This is a genomic window from Neptuniibacter sp. QD72_48 (genome assembly GCF_047778065.1).
Lineage (GTDB): Bacteria > Pseudomonadota > Gammaproteobacteria > Pseudomonadales > Balneatricaceae > Neptuniibacter.
Genome location: NZ_CP180547.1, coordinates 293,027 through 312,295, shown reverse-complemented (window position 1 = coordinate 312,295; position 19,269 = coordinate 293,027). Strand labels below are relative to the sequence as shown.

General features: G+C 42.7%; 18 protein-coding genes. 7 read left to right on the top strand and 11 right to left on the bottom strand.

Going from position 1 to position 19,269, the window contains the following annotated elements; all coding sequences use genetic code 11:
• Positions 1-8: 8 nt before the first annotated feature.
• Complete coding sequence (locus tag ACMXYX_RS01315) at positions 9-788, top strand: glycosyltransferase family 32 protein (protein WP_415906404.1); 780 nt, start codon at positions 9-11, stop codon at positions 786-788.
• A gap of 39 nt (positions 789-827) precedes the next feature.
• Positions 828-1,928, top strand: coding sequence for a glycosyltransferase family 4 protein (locus tag ACMXYX_RS01310; protein WP_415906403.1), 1,101 nt, complete (start codon positions 828-830; stop codon positions 1,926-1,928).
• Between the two features lie 58 nt (positions 1,929-1,986).
• Here ACMXYX_RS01310 and ACMXYX_RS01305 read toward each other — a convergent pair whose 3' ends face one another.
• Genes ACMXYX_RS01305 through ACMXYX_RS01290 form a run of 4 tightly spaced genes read right to left on the bottom strand, consistent with a single transcriptional unit; the run spans position 1,987 to position 5,816 of the window.
• The gene (locus tag ACMXYX_RS01305; protein WP_415897378.1) at positions 1,987-3,291 is read right to left on the bottom strand and encodes a hypothetical protein; all 1,305 of its coding nucleotides are present in this window, start codon (positions 3,289-3,291) and stop codon (positions 1,987-1,989) included.
• Between the two features lie 27 nt (positions 3,292-3,318).
• On the bottom strand, positions 3,319-4,302 hold the full coding sequence (locus ACMXYX_RS01300) for a glycosyltransferase family 9 protein (protein WP_415906402.1): 984 nt from the start codon (positions 4,300-4,302) through the stop codon (positions 3,319-3,321).
• Positions 4,292-5,083 carry a glycosyltransferase family 2 protein gene (locus ACMXYX_RS01295; RefSeq protein WP_415906401.1) on the bottom strand — a complete coding sequence of 264 codons (792 nt, stop codon included), beginning with the start codon at positions 5,081-5,083 and terminating at the stop codon, positions 4,292-4,294. The genes ACMXYX_RS01300 and ACMXYX_RS01295 overlap by 11 nt, the downstream gene beginning before the upstream one ends.
• Positions 5,076-5,816: a hypothetical protein gene (locus ACMXYX_RS01290; protein ID WP_415897375.1), complete on the bottom strand. Its 741-nt coding sequence runs from the start codon at positions 5,814-5,816 to the stop codon at positions 5,076-5,078. The genes ACMXYX_RS01295 and ACMXYX_RS01290 overlap by 8 nt, the downstream gene beginning before the upstream one ends.
• A 222-nt stretch (positions 5,817-6,038) precedes the next feature.
• Between ACMXYX_RS01290 and lpdA the strand changes: the two genes are divergently transcribed.
• On the top strand, positions 6,039-8,174 hold the full coding sequence (gene lpdA / locus ACMXYX_RS01285; protein ID WP_415897374.1) for a dihydrolipoyl dehydrogenase: 2,136 nt from the start codon (positions 6,039-6,041) through the stop codon (positions 8,172-8,174).
• On the opposite strand, the gene ACMXYX_RS01280 is transcribed toward lpdA, so the two are convergent.
• Genes ACMXYX_RS01280 through ACMXYX_RS01265 form a run of 4 tightly spaced genes read right to left on the bottom strand, consistent with a single transcriptional unit; the run spans position 8,165 to position 11,332 of the window.
• On the bottom strand, positions 8,165-8,869 hold the full coding sequence (locus tag ACMXYX_RS01280) for a hypothetical protein (protein ID WP_415897373.1): 705 nt from the start codon (positions 8,867-8,869) through the stop codon (positions 8,165-8,167). The genes lpdA and ACMXYX_RS01280 overlap by 10 nt on opposite strands.
• Complete coding sequence (locus tag ACMXYX_RS01275; protein WP_415906400.1) at positions 8,862-9,710, bottom strand: MTAP family purine nucleoside phosphorylase; 849 nt, start codon at positions 9,708-9,710, stop codon at positions 8,862-8,864. The genes ACMXYX_RS01280 and ACMXYX_RS01275 overlap by 8 nt, the downstream gene beginning before the upstream one ends.
• A 9-nt stretch (positions 9,711-9,719) precedes the next feature.
• Complete coding sequence (locus ACMXYX_RS01270; RefSeq protein ID WP_415893145.1) at positions 9,720-10,631, bottom strand: radical SAM protein; 912 nt, start codon at positions 10,629-10,631, stop codon at positions 9,720-9,722.
• Positions 10,632-10,648: 17 nt separating this feature from the next.
• The gene (locus tag ACMXYX_RS01265) at positions 10,649-11,332 is read right to left on the bottom strand and encodes a TIGR04282 family arsenosugar biosynthesis glycosyltransferase (RefSeq protein ID WP_415897371.1); all 684 of its coding nucleotides are present in this window, start codon (positions 11,330-11,332) and stop codon (positions 10,649-10,651) included.
• Positions 11,333-11,506: 174 nt separating this feature from the next.
• Between ACMXYX_RS01265 and nfsA the strand changes: the two genes are divergently transcribed.
• Genes nfsA through ACMXYX_RS01250 form a run of 3 tightly spaced genes read left to right on the top strand, consistent with a single transcriptional unit; the run spans position 11,507 to position 14,287 of the window.
• Complete coding sequence (gene nfsA / locus ACMXYX_RS01260; RefSeq protein ID WP_415883187.1) at positions 11,507-12,244, top strand: oxygen-insensitive NADPH nitroreductase; 738 nt, start codon at positions 11,507-11,509, stop codon at positions 12,242-12,244.
• Positions 12,245-12,299: 55 nt separating this feature from the next.
• Positions 12,300-13,532 (top strand): EAL and HDOD domain-containing protein, encoded by a 1,233-nt coding sequence (locus ACMXYX_RS01255; RefSeq protein ID WP_415897369.1) that lies wholly within the window; start codon positions 12,300-12,302, stop codon positions 13,530-13,532.
• A gap of 11 nt (positions 13,533-13,543) precedes the next feature.
• Complete coding sequence (locus ACMXYX_RS01250; RefSeq protein WP_415906399.1) at positions 13,544-14,287, top strand: sulfite exporter TauE/SafE family protein; 744 nt, start codon at positions 13,544-13,546, stop codon at positions 14,285-14,287.
• 35 nt (positions 14,288-14,322) lie between these two features.
• Here ACMXYX_RS01250 and ACMXYX_RS01245 read toward each other — a convergent pair whose 3' ends face one another.
• The gene (locus ACMXYX_RS01245; RefSeq protein ID WP_415906398.1) at positions 14,323-15,063 is read right to left on the bottom strand and encodes a glycosyltransferase family 25 protein; all 741 of its coding nucleotides are present in this window, start codon (positions 15,061-15,063) and stop codon (positions 14,323-14,325) included.
• Between the two features lie 90 nt (positions 15,064-15,153).
• Here ACMXYX_RS01245 and ACMXYX_RS01240 point away from each other — a divergent pair, with 90 nt between their 5' ends.
• Positions 15,154-15,828 (top strand): glycosyltransferase family 32 protein, encoded by a 675-nt coding sequence (locus ACMXYX_RS01240; RefSeq protein WP_415897366.1) that lies wholly within the window; start codon positions 15,154-15,156, stop codon positions 15,826-15,828.
• Here the strand turns inward: ACMXYX_RS01240 and ACMXYX_RS01235 are convergent.
• Positions 15,815-17,143, bottom strand: a complete 1,329-nt coding sequence (locus ACMXYX_RS01235; RefSeq protein ID WP_415897365.1) for an O-antigen ligase family protein — start codon at positions 17,141-17,143, stop codon at positions 15,815-15,817. The two genes, ACMXYX_RS01240 and ACMXYX_RS01235, sit on opposite strands and share 14 nt — an antisense overlap.
• A 243-nt stretch (positions 17,144-17,386) precedes the next feature.
• Complete coding sequence (ilvD, locus tag ACMXYX_RS01230; RefSeq protein WP_415897364.1) at positions 17,387-19,219, bottom strand: dihydroxy-acid dehydratase; 1,833 nt, start codon at positions 19,217-19,219, stop codon at positions 17,387-17,389.
• Between the last annotated feature and the right edge of the window lie 50 nt (positions 19,220-19,269).

The window sequence follows — 19,269 nt, the reverse complement described above, 5'->3', positions numbered from 1 at the left end:
GACCACCGATGAAATTGCCTTTAAAGATTATTTTAGTTAATCGACTTACCAAATTTATTGGAGCGTTGATTAAAGGGTTTTCTTTCCTTTTTCACTTTCTATTCCCAAACAAGCGCTTCACGATACCTACGCAAAGCGACCCATTAATAAAATCTAACAAGCGTACTAAAATCCCGAAAGTCATATGGCAAACCAACTACACAAACCGTGTAACCCTGCCCGTATACTGTAATTACTTGTTCAATAGATTAATCTCTCCAGATTTTGAATACCGCTATGTTAGTACTGAAGATCGTCTAACATTTATTAAAGATAATATGCCTCCTGAAGTAGCCTCAGCATATGAGAAGCTTACGAATGGAGCTGCCCAGGCTGACTTATGGCGCATGATAACTCTTAATCACCACGGTGGTGTGTATATGGATATCGATGCCCATGCGGTTTGGCCTATATCCAAAATGATAGATGAAAATGATGAGGAATTATTTCTTCTAAATAAAGAGCATTACACCAACTACTTTATCGCTAGTTCGAAGGACAACAGATTCCTGACCACGACAATAGAAAATATCGTAAAAAATATTCAAGACAAAAAAATTGGTTCTGGTGTTTACGACCTAACCGGCCCAACAGTGTTCAATAATGCGATAGGTTCTGAATCTGTAAATCATCGCTATTACAAGATCACTTGTATTCAAGGTAGTTTTACCAATGAGCATTTCCAATATATTGATAAGCCAAGAGGGAAATGGACGCATATGAAAAAAGAAGATCTTTTAAAAGACTAATGCGAATCAACTAAAACTTTCCCATTTGGAGCATTATTAATGAGCAGGCGGATTATGCAGTTGTGCCTATCACCAAATTTTGGTGGCCTAGAGCTCTATATGCAGCGTTTGACCAGTTATCTACAAACCCAAACACCAACCCATGTTGGGATTGCTCAAGGAAGCAAACTGGACAACGCTCTATCTGAACATGATGAACTGCCAACTCTGCGTCTGCAAAGGCATGCATGGAAGAATCTTTTCAAAAATGCAAAGCACCTTGCTAATTACATTGATGAGCATGAAATCGACCTGATCCATTTGCATTGGACAAAAGACCTTCCTCTCTGCGTCTCAGCAAAAAAATTAAGTAAACGAAACCCTAAACTCGTCCAGAGCCGTCATATGAATATGACTCGCTTCAAGAGTGACTTCTATCATCGATACCTCTATAAAAATATCGATCTAATGATCGCCGTGACACAGCAAGTAAAGGATCAGATTACACGCTTCATACCCGCAGAAATATGCCCTCCCGTGAAGACCTCTTATATTGGGGCTCCAATTTATCAGCAACTAAACAAAGAATTAAAAACAGACCTAAAAAAGCAATACCAGCTAGAAAATTCCTTTATCGTTACCCTTGCAGGTCGTATTGAACCTGCTAAGGGGCAAGCCCTATTAGTATCGGCACTTGAATATTTAAGAATCCCTAATGTGCATCTGATGTTCATAGGTGACGCTATGGAAACTGAGTACCTAGAACAATTCAGAAATAGTATTGTAGAGAAAGGATTAACTGAACAAGTAAGATTTACGGGGTTTGTAAACAATGTTCAAGATCTCATGGCGATCAGTGATTGTGTTGTTTTAGCCACCGATAAAGAAACCTTCGGAATGGTTCTAATCGAAGCAATGCATACAGGAACGGCTGTTATTGCGAGTAATAGCGGAGGTCCTCTAGAGATCATCAATGACAAAGTAGATGGATTGTTATTTACTAGTGGGTCAGCTGAAGATTTAGCCGAAAAGCTCAAACTCTATTACAACAATCATGAATTGAGACAAAAGCTTGCAGATGCCGGCAGAGTGAAAGCACAAGCTGATTTTGAAAGTAATACTCAATTCTCTGAAGTAAATGATTTGCTGCAAAACATCTAATTCAAGCTGAGATAATAGCCTTATTTCCTAGTGATAAACTACCGAAGAAAAAACCAATCTATCCAACGAGGTAAATAGGGCTATCAGATACCTTTGCTGTTTCAAAACTCAAGATAGCAGCTGACTTATCCATCAACTGTTTACTTTCCACGCTGATATTTTCTTGCTTCAGATACTTTTCCAGAGGTAACTCGACCTCGTTGCCCCAAAGTACAGTCACATCTCGATCTGATTGACGGTCTTTGCAAGCAAGCCGATATACCTCTCCTTGCTTTTGGTAATGCCGTACTTCCACATTACCCAAAACATCGAGCATAGTTTTGTAAACCCAAAAGGCTTCGCGCTTACGCAAACCTTCTCGGCTATCAACCAAACCATAACCGGGCGCGATAAGTTGATGCCAATGAACAGACTCCACTCTCTGAGTAGCCATAGCCTGCAGATGGTAGCGAAGTAAAAAGTTCGCATAGTCGCTTTCACTTACGCACTCAGTTTCGCTGGTAGGTGCCCAAGGAGCTGTATTGGATAGGGGCCAATTTGCTTCTGTCAGCAGTAATTTACTGGACGTTTTAGGACTTAATCTGGCGATACTGTGCAGGAGCGTAATTTTATTAAAGGTATCAAACACCTTCATTTGTGGATTCTCTGGTGCTCCACGTCGATCTACATAGAGAAGTGCTGCTACTTTATCGAACTTCAATTTAAAGCCATTAAATAGAGCTCTAATCAGGTAAGGGTATTCAAAGTCGATAACTGAGGGGCCTAATAGCTTTAACCCATGGAACTGCTGATCTCGGACCTTCTGCACCACCTGATAAAACTGCAGATACTCAGCTACAGAGAAGAAGCCCCACTTAGAACGATTGATCGTGGTTCCAATTTGAAACTGCTTTACTAGAGGTGAAAAAACTTCAAAAACTCTGGCCATATCCTTAGCAAGTAGTTCATGATCACCAATATGCTGACGATCTTGCACTACCACTAAGAGAATCTCTTTCTCTCCAAACCCGGCCACAAACTGATAATACTCATCTATACGATCCATTTCCGACAGGAAAAATCGCACCTGTAAGCTTTTACAACCCAGTTCCTCAACTAACTCATATTGCTCTTCCCCTTTGTCTAAATTGACACAAAGAGAAAAGAAATGATCCGAAGACGGCTCCACTTTTCGATTAAAGAGCCAAGCGATTAGAGCTAAAGGAAAGACTAAGCAAGATGTCAAAAAGGTAAGCAGATAGTCCTTAAGATGCTTACGTTTCATCCGCTTTTTATAAGTTCTATCCGTGATGATTCGCGGTTGATCGGAATAGTGATCCCACGGGTGTAGATCATCATCTGAACTAGGTTTAGGCGCTGGCAAGACGCTCTCCTTCTAAACACATAGTTTTTAAACCTGCTCAGTTAATTGAAGTAGTTCTTCTTCAATTTCAGAGTACAGTTCGTCTGAATAGTCTTGAGGGACAGTAAAGTTATGCTGGTTTTCCGGTTGATTGACCGAAGCCCATCGAGCCGGAGAAGCAACCTTTACATCACCGAAGAAGGATATGGTTTTAAGATTAGATCCAGCGGCTAAATGCATAGGGCCCGTTGAAGTACTGACAAACAAAGAGAAATTACTCAACAGCAGAGCAAAGTCATAAACGCTACCCTGCGATCGGTGCAAAACCGCCTGACCTCCAAGTACAGCATCTGTTTCAGCAATTAAAGATTCATCATCAGGGCCAAAGGTAAACACAACCCTATATTTTTCCTGTTGAATCACTGCTTGAGCAAGACGGATATAATCTTGCAGCGTTAGATTACCATCGGTACTCCCACCACTGCCTGGATGAAAAGCAACGATGGGGCGGTCATTCTCTAACTGATATTGCGCATTAAATGCTTCCAAAGCCCGAATTGAATCAGCCTTAGCAAAACCAAACAAAGGCGCCTGTATACCTGTCTCGATTTGGCTATCAAATGCTTTAAGAAGATCTAAGTTATAGGCAAACTCAGTTTTTTTCACCTGACTACGACGCTGCTTAACTCGACAGTTAAACCAGATTTGCGCCAGTTTAGTTGCCGGTCCTATGCGCTTAGGAATACCCGCACGCCATAATAGAAAGCCTAATTGTGAATCGATAAACGCTGAGATACTTACGGAGCACTTTGCCTTCTTAACCGCCGCTAATGTAGCGCCAAGATTGTCAGGCTGATACTCAATCACCTCATCAATATAAGGTAACTGCTGCGCTAAACTGAGATTAATCTTAGACACTAAAGCAACCAAGCGCAGCTCTGGTCTAGCTGCCTTTAGGCATTGGAACATCGGCAGAGCAACAACAAAGTCGCCAATCTTGTCGTGGCGAGTAATTAAGACACTAGTTGTCATTGGCGTTCTCTATCCTACCGCTACTGTCTTTGGCTGCTTTATTCAGCTCATACAGCTTCATATACTTATAAAAATTCGTCGCCATATGTGAAAAGGCGATAATCAACCCTGCAGACCCATCCATAAAACCACGCTTTAAGAAATAGGTTTTAAAGAATGAGTAGATGCCATTCAAGCTGGCTTTCAGCGGAGATGACTTCTTTATGCCTTGCTTATCTTCTGCAAAAAGAGAGGAGTACTTATCAAGCTTAACGATGAATTGAGAGATATTTTGATAAGGATAGTGACGAACGGTGCCTGCTAGGTTTTCGACTTCGAAGCCTTCGGTGATAACAAGCTCATGCACTTTACTGCTATTAAAGTTGGTTTTGGTACGATCATACAGACGCACGATCACATCTTTGCCCCAACAATGCTTAACTTCACGCTCTTTGTAAAAGTTACTGCGCGTAATTGAATACACCTTATCAGAATCTAATGAGCGTTGTGCCAATGCGGAGATAAACTCATCTGCAAGCACTTCATCCGCATCCAATGACAATACCCAGTCATGCTTAGCATAACTAGCAGCACGCTGTTTCGTTTCACCAAAACCTAAAAATGGCCCTTCAACCAAATTGACATTCTCGAAGTTGGCAACTAGTGATTGCGTGCCATCATCCGATCCATTGTCATAGATCACCACATCATTAAAACAGGCCAAAGCGTCCAAAACAGGAACGATGGTTTCTGCGCCATTTTTAACGATAATAACGCATGAAATATGGTCGATATTAGTCATTAACGGGCTTACCTTTTAAGCGCTTTTTGAAGTTTTTCAAGCGTTTATTCTTGTTAGAGAAGAGCTTTACCTGCTCTGCAAAGTCATCAGGTACAGCGCTATGTTGAGCGTACTCTTTTGCAATAACGTCTAAATCTTCATCTCTTGCCCAGAGTTTTTCAAAACCCCGTGCTCGCATTTCGTTATCGAGCTCAAGTTGTAGCATGCGATTAACATCAACAATCTTAAATTCATATCCACCATCAGCGAGTTTTCGGATCAAGATATTACCCGGCGAATAATCTTTGTGGAAAAATCCAGCATCGTGCAGCGCTAAAGAAAACCTCGCGAATGCTTTAAACACTTCAGGTCGATCCGGAAAATCTAAGTCCAGTAAGGGCTCACGGATCGTAAAATCATACGCGTAATGCTCACTGACAAAATAACTATTAGAAATTAAGCCACCGTCAAAGTACTCAACATAGGCAACCGGTGTTGGCGTAAAGTAACCCAATAAAAGGGAGTTCTGATACGACTTTTCAGCCTTACTCGGTCTGAGATACGTATAAATACAACGCCTTAGTAAGTTCGGCACTTTGAAAGACTTCAAGACCAATGATTCATCTAAGTAATCAACTATCTTTAGTTCATTCCGTGCTTTATGAATGGATGTATCACTACTTTCAAACAAAGCAGGCACATCTTTCAAAATCGCACTAAAGCGCTGACAATTTGGATTTACAACTGATTTCATAAGGTTAGATGTATCTCAATAGCCTAAACTGGATCAATACGCTACCGTTTAGGCTCAAAAGGCATAAAGCCTTTTCTACAATTTAAACAACAGATTTCAGCGCAGTTTAACATAAGCTGATTTATTCATATCATTGATTTACTCCTAAGATACATAGGTAAATTGAAACTTTCCTATTTTATCTCTGTCCTAGAAGCTTCTGAATTTAAGTAGATATTATTGATGAAAAAGCTACCTCTACTCCTCGTTATCTTAAGTGCAATTGCGGCCTTCTTTATATTTGATCTGGCCCAATACTTAAATTTGGACTTTATCAAAAGCAACCAAGCAAGCTTCGAACAGTATTACGCTGAGAATCCAATCAAGACAGTAGCGATCTTTTTTGGACTGTATGTGCTCGTTACAGGACTGTCTTTACCCGGTGCTGCCATTATGACGCTGATTGGCGGTGCACTATTTGGACTCGTTACCGGCTTACTCATCATATCTTTCGCCAGCACCATCGGCGCAACTTTAGCTTTTCTCTGTTCCCGCTTTCTATTTCGGGAAAGCATTCAAAACCGCTTTGGTAAGCAACTACAGTCTTTCAATGCGGGCATGGAGAAAGAAGGTGCTTTCTACCTCTTTACCTTGAGATTAGTGCCGATCTTCCCCTTCTTTATGATCAATCTAGGTATGGGCCTAACCCCAATCAAAACTTGGACATTCTATTGGGTAAGTCAGGTAGGCATGCTGGCGGGGACTGCCGTTTATGTAAACGCAGGTACACAACTAGGTCAGTTAGAATCGCTCTCAGGCATTTTGTCTCCAGGGATCCTACTGTCATTTACTTTATTAGGTTTATTCCCACTGATTGCCAAGAAAGTGATCGATCTACTTAAAGCGAAACAGGTCTATGCCGGTATTCAAAAGCCCTCTACATTCGACACTAATATCGTTGTTATAGGAGCAGGTTCTGCTGGACTAGTCACCTCTTACATTGCAGCAGCAGTAAAAGCCAAAGTCAGTTTGGTCGAAAAGCATAAGATGGGAGGCGACTGTCTCAATACCGGCTGTGTACCCTCAAAAGCTCTGATTCGTTCCGCTCGCTTTGTAGCAGATAGCAAACGTAGCCAGGAATATGGCATTGAACACAGCGAGGTGAAGTTCAATTTCGCTGATGTTATGGAGCGAGTATCCAAAGTCGTTGAACAAGTTGAACCTCATGACTCGATTGAACGTTATACAGGATTGGGCGTCGATTGCGTGACCGGCAGCGCAACCATTCTTAACCCCTATGAAGTGGTCGTAAACGGAGAGATCATTACTACCAAGAATATTGTCATTGCTACAGGCGCTAGACCACGCATCCCTGCAATCAAAAACATAGAAGCCATGCAGCCACTGACTTCAGATAATCTGTGGCAGATACGCGAATTACCGAAACGCCTGTTAGTACTCGGCGGCGGCCCAATAGGCTGCGAATTAAGTCAATGCTTTGCCCGCTTTGGTTCTGAAGTGAGCATCGTTTTACGTGGCGATCACATTATGCCTAAAGAGGACAAAGACATCTCTGACTGGGTTAGTCAGCGCTTTGATCAGGAAGGTATCAATGTATTAGGCAATCGAAAAATGTTGGAGTTTGTTGAACGAGAGGGAAGCAAGTACCTTGTTTGCGAACATAAAGGCCAGATGGAGGAGATTCCATTTGATCAGCTTTTGGTAGCGACTGGGCGACAAGCTAATGTGAATGGGTTTGGCTTAGAAAATTTAGACATACAAACCAAAGCTGACGGAACTCTAGAAGTAAACGACTACTTACAAACAAAATACCCGAATATCTACGCTTGTGGTGATGTAGCAGGTCCATACCAGTTCACTCACGCCGCTGCCCATCAAGCCTGGTATGCAGCGGTGAATGCTCTGTTCGGTCGTTTCAAAAAGTTTAAGGTCGACTACTCGGTCATTCCCGCAGCAACTTTCACCGATCCAGAAGTCGCACGTGTGGGTTTGAACGAGTTAGAAGCTAAAGAACAGAATATCGCTTACGAAGTCACCTGCTTTGATCTTGAAGAATTAGATAGAGCAATAGCAGACAGTGACAATCACGGTAAGGTTAAGGTACTAACGGTGCCGGGCAAAGATAAAATTCTTGGGGCTACCATCGTGGGACCGCACGCGGGCGAACTTATCACCGAATTTGTCACCGCCATGAAGCATGGCTTAGGCTTTAACAAAATCTTAGGCACTATTCATATTTACCCAACCATGAGCGAGGCTAACAAGTACGCGGCTGGTGAATGGAAACGGGCAAACTCTCCGCAAAAACTACTGGACTGGGTAGCAAAATTTCACCGTTGGGAACGTGGTCAAAAGTAACGCTGTTTTACTAATTTGATAAACTCAGGCCAGGCCTGTTTTAACCATAACCTTTGATAAAGGCAGGTGATTTTAAACCAGCCTTTATCTTCATATTTGCGCGCACTAGTAGATAAAGGAACTGAACAGCATTTCAGTTTTATGCCTTGCTGACGCGCATACCAAACGAACAAGTGATCTTCACCATAAGCGACAGCCTCTGGGTAGCCTCCTACCTGTTCAAATAAGGACTTTGAGATTAAAAAGCCCTGATCGCCAAAGGGCACTGCCAAAATTCGAGACCGAAGGTTCGCACCAAGCGCATTGATAGGCATCCTAGAGGGCCCATCAGCAATAAAAGTCAGTAAACAATAATGCAGACGTTCAGGATAACGTTTTAAATTATCCAATAAGCTGGATACTAAACCGCTTTCGAATCGACTATCTAAGTGGAGAAACCAAAGATACTGTCCCCCAGCCTCTTTTGCTCCGCGGTTCATCTGTATGGCTCGACCAGGCTTGGTGCAAAACCATTTTACCGAGTAATTTGATAAGGAAGTGCAACTCTGAGCCAAGGCAAGCTGAGCTTGCTTACAAACAACAAAAATCAACTCAGCGCCGTCAGGGAGGTGTTGTAAGTCGTGCAACAATCCCTGCGGGACCTCTGCTTCAGTAGGCCCCACAGGAATAATGACGGAGAGGAAAGGCTTAGGCACTCAACAGTTCCAACAGCTCTTTCTGGGATTGGTTCAAGCTGTCGCGCGGCGTTAATACAGCAGATGCCAAACTGCTACGACTAGCGCAATCGAACGCTTCTTCTGGGCTGTTAATAAAGGCGGTAAGGACTGCCTTTGCTTTTTCTAAACTTGCACCATAACGGGCAATCACCTGCTCCACACTCACATGATGCGCAGGATCATCCATCCAGCAATCATAATCGGTCGCTATAGCAATAGTGCAATAACTGATCTGCGCTTCTTTTGCTAAAAACACCTCTGGCACATTGGTCATCCCAACTAAGTCACAACCCGCAGCGCCTCGTAAGAAGAAACTTTCGGCTCTAGTACCTAATCGCGGCCCATCAACACAACCATAAGTTTTATTTCGATGCAGGGAAATACCTACCGATTCACCCGCTTTTTCAAGCGCATCAGCAAGAGGTTTAGAGGTTGGCTCGGCAGTGGAAACATGGGCTGCTAAACCGTTACCAAAAAAGCTCTTCTTGCGATTACCTTTTACAAAATCAAAGTACTGATCTGGCAGCGATAGATCGCCTGGTTTTATCTCTTCTTGCAGACTGCCGACAGCGGATAAACCGATTACCTGCGTAACCCCAAGCTTCTTTAAGGCCCAGATATTTGCACGATAATTTACTTCCGAGGGCAGTAACTCATGACCACGGCCATGACGGGGTAGGAAAAACAGATCCCTTTCACCCATCCGACCTTGCAGAATAGGGGCCGAAGGGGAACCGAAAGGTGTCTCTATCTCATGCTCCCCCGTAACCTCTAGCCCTTCTAACTGATATATACCTGTACCACCAATGATTCCTAACACACTCGCTCCTTATCCTTCACTACAAGACGCACCGTAAGCAAAACAGCTATAACAGCGATGATGCTTCATGCTTACTCGGTGCTCTAAACTTTCTCTTAAGCTACCGCCCAAATCGTACTCTTCGTCATCATCCACCAGCGTACAAGCATAGACTCGCATCTGACCATTTTTCTTCACCACCATTTTGCTAAAAGCGCACATAAAATCTTTACGGCTCTCTTCCGTTTGGTAAGTGGTCATACATGCTGTAGTTACCTGAGGCACCTGAGGAAGACTCCCCGGTGTGGCAAAGTCAGGGAATGCGACCAAATTAAGATCGCGCGGCAAACCGTATTCAACAAAGAGTGCTTTAAATGCATCATCAACCGACGCTTTATCTTCCTCTTTATCCATATGCCGAGCGACAGATATATGAAACCCTAAATCATATAGCTGCTTTAGGCCGTTAAGGGCGCTAACAAAATTACCCTCACCGCGCCCCGCATCATGTTCTGCTGCTGTAGGCTTATCTAGGCTTACCCGAAAACTCACGGGGTAGTTCGACTCGTTTAATGTCGCAACTTCTGCCATCCGTTTTTGGATGGCTTCCGTACCATTGGTTAACACAAGGCAGGGTTTAAACTGGGAGGCGTACGCCAATATTTTGATCAGCTGTTTAGCGAGAAATGGCTCACCTCCGGTAAATGAAAATTGTTCAACACCAAGCTCCAGAGCTTCATCGATGTAAGGCTTCACATCCTCAAACTTAACCAGTTCCAAACGTTTATCACCTGGGGCTGAGCCTTCTAAACAAAAAGGACACTGCAAATTGCATGCAGTACCAGTGTGAAACCATAATTCACGTAAAGTAAAAGGGTCGATATATCCCCGTGTCTCACCTTGCGGGGTTTTATACCAATTTTCCGTATGGATACGCTGCATAAATGACCTGTTTATTCCTAACTTGTAACCATCCTGTTATTCACTATAGGCGTTATCAACTGCAGTAATGCTTTTCTTGCAGGCCGCCGATCCGATTTGAGATCCTCGATCAATCGCACCAGATCTGCTTCAAGATCAATATCATAAGTCGGTTCGATATAGCCCACTGACAGCCCTGCATCTAAACAAAACTCTTCGAGTCCTTGAGCCAAACGCTCAGTACTCCAAGGCAGTGTTTCAATATTCGGCCATGCAACCCCTGAAGCCATCACGGTGACGCCTCCGTCATCGGCCTTACTGCAAACAACATCATAATCAGCCATCTTATGGCAAACCTGCTGAAGAAGGTCCAAGGTTAAAATCGGTGCATCAGTTCCGATAGTCACTATGTTTTGATGACCTTGCTCTCTCAAACGTTGATCAACTGTATTGATCCTTTCGCCAAGATTACCCGATGGCTGTGGAACTACCTGAACGTGCTCACCGTCCAGTAATCCCTCTGCCCACTCAACCTCATCAACAGACGCGGGAGACAGAACAACCCTACCTGACCAAGCTTGTGCATCCTCGAGTGCACACTGCAACAAAGCTTTGGCAATCTCAAACGTTGTTTCAGCACCTAATGAGGCCGCTATGCGTTGTTTACCCTGCCCAATACGAGGCTGCTTACAAAAGATTAATAGCGTAAAAGCTTTGCTCATATACAGGAGTAACCTTTAATTAAATTCCCTAACTGATTGATAGACCTAAGCTTAACGCGATAGTTCAAGGAAAACATATTCCCACTTATAGCAAAAGTTAATCTGCTACCACCCTTCTGCTAAAACCAAGGCTGTGATACAACTCAAGCATAAATTTTTTATCGAAGGGCTGCTATGAATCAGGTAATCCAACTTCTTAACGCACATCGTTCTATCCGAAAGTTCACTGATAAACCGGTTAGCCAAGAGCAGATCAACCGTTTTGTTCAAGCAGGCCAAGCAGCTGCAACGTCAAGTTTTATTCAGGCTTGCACGGTTATCCAAGTTAATGATCCAGACAAGCGAGCTTCACTAGCGGAATGGGCCGGTAATCAAACTTATGTAACAGAGGCGCCGACCTTCCTAGTCTTCTGTGCAGATATGAAACGCCATCAACTAAGTTGCGATATGCACGATGCGGAAATGCTATCTGGATTTACAGAACAATTTATTACTGCCACAGTCGATTGCGGCTTATTTGCGCAAAATGTTGCCATTGCAGCAGAATCCGAAAATCTGGGCGTGGTTTATATTGGCGGTTTGCGTAATAAGATTGATCTAGTATCTGACGCATTAAACTTACCAGAACTGGTCTACCCTGTATTTGGCATGTGCATTGGTGACCCTGATCAAGACCCTGAAGTTAAACCTCGTTTACCATTGGATGTCGTGCTGAAACATGACCGATACGATGACAGCCAAGATCAAGAGCTTATTGCCGCATACGACCAAGATGTTCAAGCGTATTATAAGAGTCGTACTGGCGGTCAAAAGGATATGACTTGGAGCGAACAAATCTCTGGAATGCTGCAAAAAGAGGCGCGTCCACATATGCTTTCTTTCCTACAACAGCGTGGCTTTTTACAGAAGTAAACCTTGGAAAAGGTTATAATCAGTACTATCTCGAGCTAATCAATAGGAGTAAAACATGACGGGATCAATTGAAACAGGCGAATCTCTAGATCTACTTCTAGCACGACAGCCTGTGTTCAATAAAAGTCAGGACGTGGTCGCGTATTTGCTGTTATATCGTAATGATGATGAACAAGCTCCTAATACAATCAACGATCATCTGGCAACTTCTTCCGTTATCCTCAACACTTACGCAAGCATCTGCGAAGAAGGGGAAGTCAGGTCACTTCCTTGCTATATCAAACTTACTGATAAAACATTGATGGCAGATAACTTTCCAGACTTACCAAAGGAAAGCTTTATCATCGAAATTTTAGGACATTCAAAAATAAGCCCTGAATTTGTTCAGCGAGTCCAAGAGCTAAATCAACAAGGTTACCGCCTTGCCTTGTCTGACTATCGACCTCACCCAAAATATGAACCTCTGTTAAATTTAGTTCACATTTTAAAGATAGATATACAAAAAACAGGTGTCGACCAACTCCCTCAGACCGTAAAAGATCTTCGCCCTTACCATCTGGAACTTTTAGCTGACAAAGTCGAGTCTCAAAATGAATTCCGTAAATGCCATGAGTTGGGCTTTGCCCTTTTCCAAGGTTATTTTTTAAGTAAACCAGAACCAGTAAAAGGAAAAAAACTAGGCAGCAGTAAGGTTCTTCTTTTACAAATGATGGTAGAACTTCAAAGCCCTACCGCTACAGCGCAGTCTGTTGAGCAATTAGTTGTTAATGATCCTCTATTAACCTACCGAATCTTACGCGTTGTAAACTCCGCAGCTTTTAGCATCCAGCGAGAGATCGAGTCCTTATCGCATGCAATCAGCCTTTTAGGCTTCGAGCAAATTCGTAAATGGGTTAGCCTATTCCTAGTCACTGACACTCAAGAAAAGCCCGAAGAACTAACTCGCAGCATGCTAGTCCGTGGGCGTATGTGTGAACTACTTGCCGAGATGCTTGGACGTGATCAACCCATCAACAACTTTATTACAGGTCTATTCTCTAAATTAGATGTACTTCTGGATATGGAGATGCCGGAACTGCTTGAGCAAATTCCACTCCAAACAGATGTCAAAGCAGCCCTACTATCCAACGAGGGCCAGCTAGGGCAAATTCTTGATCAGGTTTGTCATTACGAACGTGGCGATTTTCAGGATTTAGATCTACTACTTGATCAACATTTCTATGAAGCCGCTTATCGCCATAGCCTGAGCTGGTCACAGCAAGTAATGCAATCTTTAAGTGATAAATAACAGGCTCATGTGTGCCGATTCTTGAGAATATCGAACTCACCCTGCTGCTAATTTTTGCGGCAGCAGGAACTTCATTTATTACCGCCGCTATGGGGATTGGTGGCGGTGTCCTACTCTTAGTAATTCTCGCCTCTTTTCTGCCCGCTTCTGCACTGATACCTGTTCACGGCCTTGTTCAACTAGGCTCCAATGGCAATCGCGCGATTGTTACTCGACAGCATATCGACTGGGAGATGGTGATTAGCTTTAGTATCGGCGCTCTAATTGGATCGGCATTAGCCTCCTTCATCGTAGTACAACTACCGCTGACGTTTATCCAAATTTCCGTTGCCTTATTTATTCTTTTTTTAGTCTGGGGGCCAAAACCCGGCACGCATCAGATGAGCAAAAACGGCTTGGTCGTAGCCGGTGCAGGCACAACTTTCGCTTCCATTTTTGTCGGCGCAACGGGTCCTCTAGTGGCTGGTTTAGTACATAGGCAAAATTACGACAAGCACAGCAGCACCGCCAATTTTGCCACCTGCATGAGCATGCAGCACTTACTCAAGATATTTGTATTTTCTTTTGTCGGCTTTGCATTCTGGCAATGGCTGCCTTTGATCGTACTGATGATTCTGGGTGGAATGATAGGCACTTGGCTGGGACTTAAAATGCTAAATCGCATTCCGGAGAAGCAGTTCAAAGCGCTTTTTAAAACTGTTATAACACTATTGGCTTTAAGACTGCTTTGGCAAGCATCTCAACAGTTTTTATAAAGGCTGGTCACTCGTTAAGTTAATCGCACAATAATTTACCTAACCACCCTAAAACGTTTTCGCGATTTCACATTCCAAAGCGCCATCCTGCAGAAACGATAGAACCTATAACTCTCTCGGGTAATTTTATATAACAAACCAACTTTAGTTTTTGCATTTAATTGAATATACGTCCCCAAGTCATTAGGTGACGATACAACAGGCGGTAAAACACCTAAGGCAGGGACCTTATGCAAATAGGAACTACCAATAAAATAGTCAACGGAGTAACACCATCTAGCACTTGCTGCTAGAAAAGCCTTGGCCCCCTCTGGTGATATAGAATATCCCCCTGTTCGCATATCATTACAATTCCAATAAACGAGATCTAAGCTATCGTTGATTGATTCAACAAGAGAATGATTACCAAATTGAGCTTCTAACCGTATGTACCCATATTTTTCATGAAGCATCTCTATCTCTTGCAAAGCCTCTTTGAAGCCTTCCAAAGGGATAGCGTCATCCTCTAAGATAACAATTGGTTTATTTAGCTCAACACACTTTTTCCAGAGTAGATAATGGCTTGCATAGCAACCTCTCTCCCCATTAGAAAGAGGCCTACTTTTGAAAACTTTACGAAAGTTGTCATCAGGTAAATTGACTAGTTCAGCAGGCAATCCCTTATGACCATTAATCGCTTCAAAGATCTCATATTTTAGTTCCACATCATTGAGTATGTTTGTAATTCGCTCACGTCGCTCTGAAGCTTCTGGCAAGCTAATAATGAATATATCCATGATCTCTAGTGGTAACAGCTGACTTAATTGGAAGGGTAGTTTAACATGATGCCCCTACCCTACATACTGTTTTAACGTACTTAGGCACCAATGAACAAATCAATCCATGCAATTTGGCTAGGCAAAACAATGCCCCCTCTGTCACACGCTTGTGTGAACGACTGGAAGAAGCAAGGTTATGAGGTAAAGCTATGGACTGATTCCTCAGAGCAAGTCATTGAATGGATTAACGAGTGCGAGTTTGCGAAAGAGTGTTACAAACGAGGGCTTTTTGCATTCGTAAGTGATTACTTAAGAATCCGTATCTTACATGATTTCGGAGGGCTATATTTGGATACTGATGTAACTATAGTTCGAGACCCTTTTGAGTTATTTGAGGACTGCAATTTTTGTGTAGGATTAGAAAATGATAGTTTAGTAGGGACTGCTTCTATTTTCGCGACAGAATCACACAAAGTATTAAGTCAACTGCTCCACTTCTACCAAAATGAAATAATGTCTTCAGCTCTTTTTATGGGGCCCGATATTATGACTACCATACTGGCCCCATATAGGGAGGAGCCCGACATTAAAGTTTTGAGCCAAGATTACTTTTTCTCCTACCAAGGTCAGGATATCGAATTCTCTCACCCCAAATCGGCTCATTTAATACATTGGTACCAACATACTTGGAAGAGTCACAACATCCCATTTTTGAAATCTAAACATAAAGGGTTGCTTGGAAAAATATACGAGTACCAGAAACCTTTATTCAGACGGAAGTAGATTCTTTATCCCCTTTTAAGGTAGATAAATATTGACCATAGCGTTCAGACAGCGGTATAGAAAAAATCGCAGCCATAATGACTGTAAAAGTCCATAAGCCAGATTTCATAAACCAATAAGATTCAAAGATATTAACCACCAGCCAATATACTAGAAACATGATTGCTAGGTACTTCACTGATTGAACACTGCTACCATTTACTTTGGATCTAAATAAATCTTTTATTGGCAATACCAAGATCAGTAAGCACAGGAACAGTCCTAACATTCCAAAACGTAGCAAAGTTGCAATATATGAGCTATGAACATGCTGAAATCTCTTAAACCATTTAGATTGTGGCAATCTAGACGATTCTTCTATGAGATAAGCCTCTACCCCATTCCCTAGGCCTATAAATGGGCTTTTACCTATCCAAGTCACTGATTCGAACCACAATTGTAGCCTAATTCCCATACTAGTAAGCGGAGCATCCGAGAATTTTCCTGTTAACAAATAATCAGTAATAATAGAAAACTCTGCATTCAATCTATTATAAATAACATCAGTACTACCCACTAAAACAGCAAAAAGACAAAACCCCCCTAACATAGAAATTTTCATAAAGAGCGTTTTTTTATGCGAGATCACTCCGAAAAGAATCGCGCACATCATTGCTAATGCCACAGCGATGATTGCTTGTCGCGTCTGTGTAATTGCAAGAAGTATAAAAAGAGAAGGAATCAACAAAAACAAACCGGCCAACAGAAACTTATTACTTGTTGATTTAGTCAATAGGAAGTGGCTGTAACACAGCATAGCCAAAATAGAACCACCTAAAATCAATGCCCCGTGCTGTGCATTCCTATAATCGAAATCGATCCGTTTCCCAGAAAGTCCGGCCAAAATATCAGCGACTAAAGAGCCATTCAAGTAAAGAGTAAAGATTGATCCTAAGGCAAATGATATCAGCAGAGCCCAAATATACTCCTGCCGTCCCCTCAACCAAAATGCCACAAAGAAAAACACAAAGAACTCGAGCAGGTTTCCAACCTTTGGTGAGCTAGTTGCAAGCTCTGGGTAGTAGTTTAAACAATAATACCAACTACTTAATTGAAGAATTATAGCGAAAGGAATCAGCCACAATATCTTCTCATGTTTAAAAAAAGACCAATGTATAACTACCGCTGCCAATGACCCCAAGATCATCAGAGACTGAAAAATATCTGCAAACAATTTCCATGAATCTTTAAATGCCGCATAAATACACGCGCTTATCACCATAAGGAGGATAAATTTTTTAGATTCAAAAATTCTGACTAAATTGTCGCTTATCATTTCTAACACTTACCAAGGCTTTTAGTCATGTATATGAACAGGTAACTTTTATCACCAACTCCATACACCAACAATATTTCTAGCTTATTATTTTATCGCTCATATGATATCAGGACCTAAGACTATTTCAGAATCAAATCACTAATAAAAACCTCCTGTTCTGACCTATGACTATATTACTCATATTAATAAAGAACCCCGCATTAAGCGGGGTTCTTCAGTGCAAGAAAAACTCTTATATGATTAATCTAACTTAGACAGATCTCGAACAGCACCTTTATCTGCAGATGTTGCCAGCATACCGAATGCTTTTAGTGCTGCAGAAACCTTGCGTGGACGAGGCTCAACTGGCTTCCAGCCTAGCTTATCCTGCTCTGCACGGCGTTCTGCTAACTCTTCATCAGAAAGCAATACATCGATTGTTCGGTTAGGGATATCGATACGGATAATATCGCCGTTACGAACTAGACCGATTGCACCACCTGCTGCAGCTTCTGGAGAAACGTGGCCTATCGACAAACCAGAAGTACCACCAGAGAAACGACCATCAGTCAGCAATGCACAGGCTTTACCTAGACCTTTAGACTTGATGTACGACGTTGGGTAAAGCATCTCTTGCATACCCGGGCCGCCTTTAGGGCCTTCGTAACGTACGATAACAACTTCGCCCGCTACTACTTTATCATCAAGAATATTCTGAACCGCTTCATCTTGAGATTCTGTAATGTGTGCAGGGCCTTCGAATACAAGGATAGACTCATCTACACCAGCAGATTTAACCACACAGCCGTCTAGCGCGATGTTACCTTTCAATACAGCAAGACCACCTTCCAAAGAGAACGCATTCTCTAATGAACGGATACAACCATTCTCACGGTCACCATCTAGTGTTGGCCAGCGAGTAGATTGGCTAAATGCTGTCTGAGTTGGGATGCCCGCAGGACCAGCACGATAAAACTCCAATACTTCAGGAGTTGGGTTACGCATGATATCCCACTTATCCAGTGCATCTTTCATTGTCGGAGCATGAACCGTTGGAACGTCTGTGTGTAGCTTACCGGCACGATCAAGCTCACCCAAAATCCCCATAATGCCACCAGCACGGTGAACATCTTCAATGTGGTAATCAGGAGTATTTGGCGCCACTTTACATAGCTGAGGCACTACACGGGATAAACGATCAATATCATCCATGGTGAAATCGATCTCAGCTTCCTGAGCGATAGCCAACAAGTGAAGGATCGTATTTGTTGATCCGCCCATAGCGATATCAAGCGTGATGCAGTTTTCAAACGCTTTAAAACCTACAGAGCGAGGTAGAACTGATTCATCGTCCTGCTCGTAGTAGCGTTTAGCCAAATCTACAATCGTACGACCTGCTTCTAGGAACAAGTTTTCACGATCAGCGTGAGTTGCAACTACAGTACCGTTACCAGGAAGTGCAAGGCCTAGAGCCTCTGCCAAGCAGTTCATAGAGTTCGCTGTGAACATACCAGAACAAGAGCCACAAGTAGGACACGCAGAACGCTCTACTGCATCAACTTCTTCGTCAGATGCATTTGGATCTGCTGCAAGTACCATCGCGTCAACTAGATCTAGCTTATGCTCAGCTAGTTTAGTTTTACCCGCTTCCATTGGGCCGCCAGTAACGAAGATTACTGGGATATTCAGACGCATAGACGCCATCAACATGCCCGGTGTGATTTTGTCACAGTTAGAGATACAAACAATCGCATCTGCACAGTGTGCATTTACCATGTACTCAACAGAGTCAGCGATAATGTCACGCGATGGCAGAGAGTAAAGCATGCCGTCATGACCCATCGCGATACCATCATCGACTGCGATAGTATTGAATTCTTTAGCAACACCACCCGCCTTTTCAATTTCGCGAGCTACTAGCTGTCCCATGTCTTTCAGATGCACGTGACCTGGAACAAACTGAGTAAATGAGTTTGCCACAGCAATAATTGGCTTGTGGAAATCCTCATCCTTCATACCTGTTGCACGCCATAAAGCACGTGCACCCGCCATATTACGACCTGCCGTCGATGTCTTTGAGCGATATTGTGGCATTTCAATGACCCTTGTTTGTAATAATTTTGCTTAGCTATCGAGTATAACAG